The organism is Rhizobium sp. P2_G2 (assembly GCF_056403555.1).
In genome coordinates this window covers 1-1,401 of the sequence record NZ_JBFUFF010000256.1, presented here as the reverse complement: position 1 = coordinate 1,401, position 1,401 = coordinate 1, and the positions used below count along the sequence as shown (strand labels likewise).

2 protein-coding genes and 2 pseudogenes are annotated in these 1,401 nt (G+C 56.5%); 2 read left to right on the top strand and 2 right to left on the bottom strand.

The window, feature by feature from the left end; genetic code table 11:
* Window positions 1-217, top strand: a 217-nt coding sequence (locus AC1D06_RS42585; RefSeq protein ID WP_477991600.1) for an ISAzo13-like element transposase-related protein, incomplete at its 5' end; no start/stop codon positions are given.
* A 64-nt stretch (window positions 218-281) separates the two neighbouring features.
* Here AC1D06_RS42585 and AC1D06_RS42580 read toward each other — a convergent pair.
* Window positions 282-626, bottom strand: coding sequence for a hypothetical protein (locus AC1D06_RS42580; protein WP_477991598.1), 345 nt, complete (start codon window positions 624-626; stop codon window positions 282-284).
* Window positions 623-1,201 (bottom strand): annotated as a pseudogene (locus AC1D06_RS42575) (ISAzo13 family transposase); the annotation flags it as partial. The gene AC1D06_RS42580 and the pseudogene AC1D06_RS42575, both read right to left, overlap by 4 nt.
* Before the next feature lie 55 nt (window positions 1,202-1,256).
* On the opposite strand from AC1D06_RS42575, the pseudogene AC1D06_RS42570 reads away from it, so the two are divergent.
* Window positions 1,257-1,401: pseudogene (locus AC1D06_RS42570) on the top strand (IS3 family transposase); the annotation flags it as partial.

The window sequence follows — 1,401 nt, the reverse complement described above, 5'->3', positions numbered from 1 at the left end:
GAATTGGCGCGGCCGGCCGCTTGAAAGCCGCATGGCCGTGGTCGAATTGATCGGCGCAACCACGACAACGACCGGCCTCAAGGTTGAATGCGCCATCGACACCCGCACCTACCAAAAGGGCGTCAAGGTCTCCAATGCCCAGATGGCAAGCCTCAATATCATAGGCGACCCGTTCCATCCGGAGTGGAACTACACTATCACACCAAGAAACATGTAGCGCTTATTGTCCGAACCGTCCTTAGGAGCCGGTACGAAACTATCGCTGCGTTTTCTAGAAGCGTTCATTGATCGTAGCGGCGTGCCTGTTGTTTGAGCTTCTTGATGCGATGGCGCTGGTATGCGTCGATTTGGCTGAACAGCGGTACTTTTCGTTCGAAGACCAGGTGGGTGATGGAGACCAAGTGCGGCGTTTTGGCATGAGGACCGCCGATGTCCAAAGCGCACATAATTCCGCCTTCCTCGCCCATATAGAAGACACTCACCACGTTGCATCTCGCCGGAATAGCCACATCGGGAGACTTCTTCGACAGTGTCTGCATCAGGGATGCGGAAAGCCTGGTTTCGACGGGAAGGGATGCTTCCAACGCATCAACAAGGCGGTTGGTCTTATCAGGGTCGTCGATCATTCTTCCCCCTCGAAACTGGCCACGGGTCTATTGGCATCGTCAGCTACGATGAGTGTCGGTGCGATCGTATAGTTCCACTCACCATGGAAGTCGTCGCATCTGAGATTGATCGCATCCATTTCCGCGTCGCAGACCTTAATGGCTTTGGGATATTCATTCTCGTCGAGACAGCACCGCACCTCAAGCCCGGTCGTTGTGGTCGTCGATCCGATGAACTGGCGGATCGCCTCGTGGCTGATCAACGGTTTGCCGCGCCAGTTCTGCGTGATGAAGGCAAACAACCGATGTTCGATGCGATTCCATTTGCTCGTCCCGGGAGGGTGATGGGCGACGGTTATGGAAAGTCTGGCCTCGTTGGCGAAGGCCTGCAGTTCGCGTTTCCATAAGCGAACACGAAAGCCATTGCTGCCCCCACAATCGGCGGTGATGAGCAGGCTGGTTGCGTCTGGATATCGGCTCTTGCCCAAGTGGAGCCACCAGCGTCGAATGCTTTCGACCGCAAACGCCGCGGTGTCGTGATCGGTGCCGAGATTGACCAAGCCGACGTTGGCCGCAATGTCATAAACGCCATAGGGCGCGATGAACCGCGCCGGATTTGCCGGAGACCCCAACTCGTGAGAAGTAGGGTCTATGACAAGCAAGACGACGAACAAATTTTCCCCTGAAGTCCGCGCCCGCGCCGTTCGAATGGTGTCGGAACATGAGGCCGAACATTCTTCGCGATGGGCGGCTGTTTCCTCGATCGCGGCCAAGATTGGCTGCTCGGCACACACGC

Excerpts from the sequence above, each read along its gene's own strand:
- AC1D06_RS42580 (WP_477991598.1), bottom strand. The coding sequence starts at position 626 with ATGATCGACGACCCTGATAAGACCAACCGCCTTGTTGATGCGTTGGAA.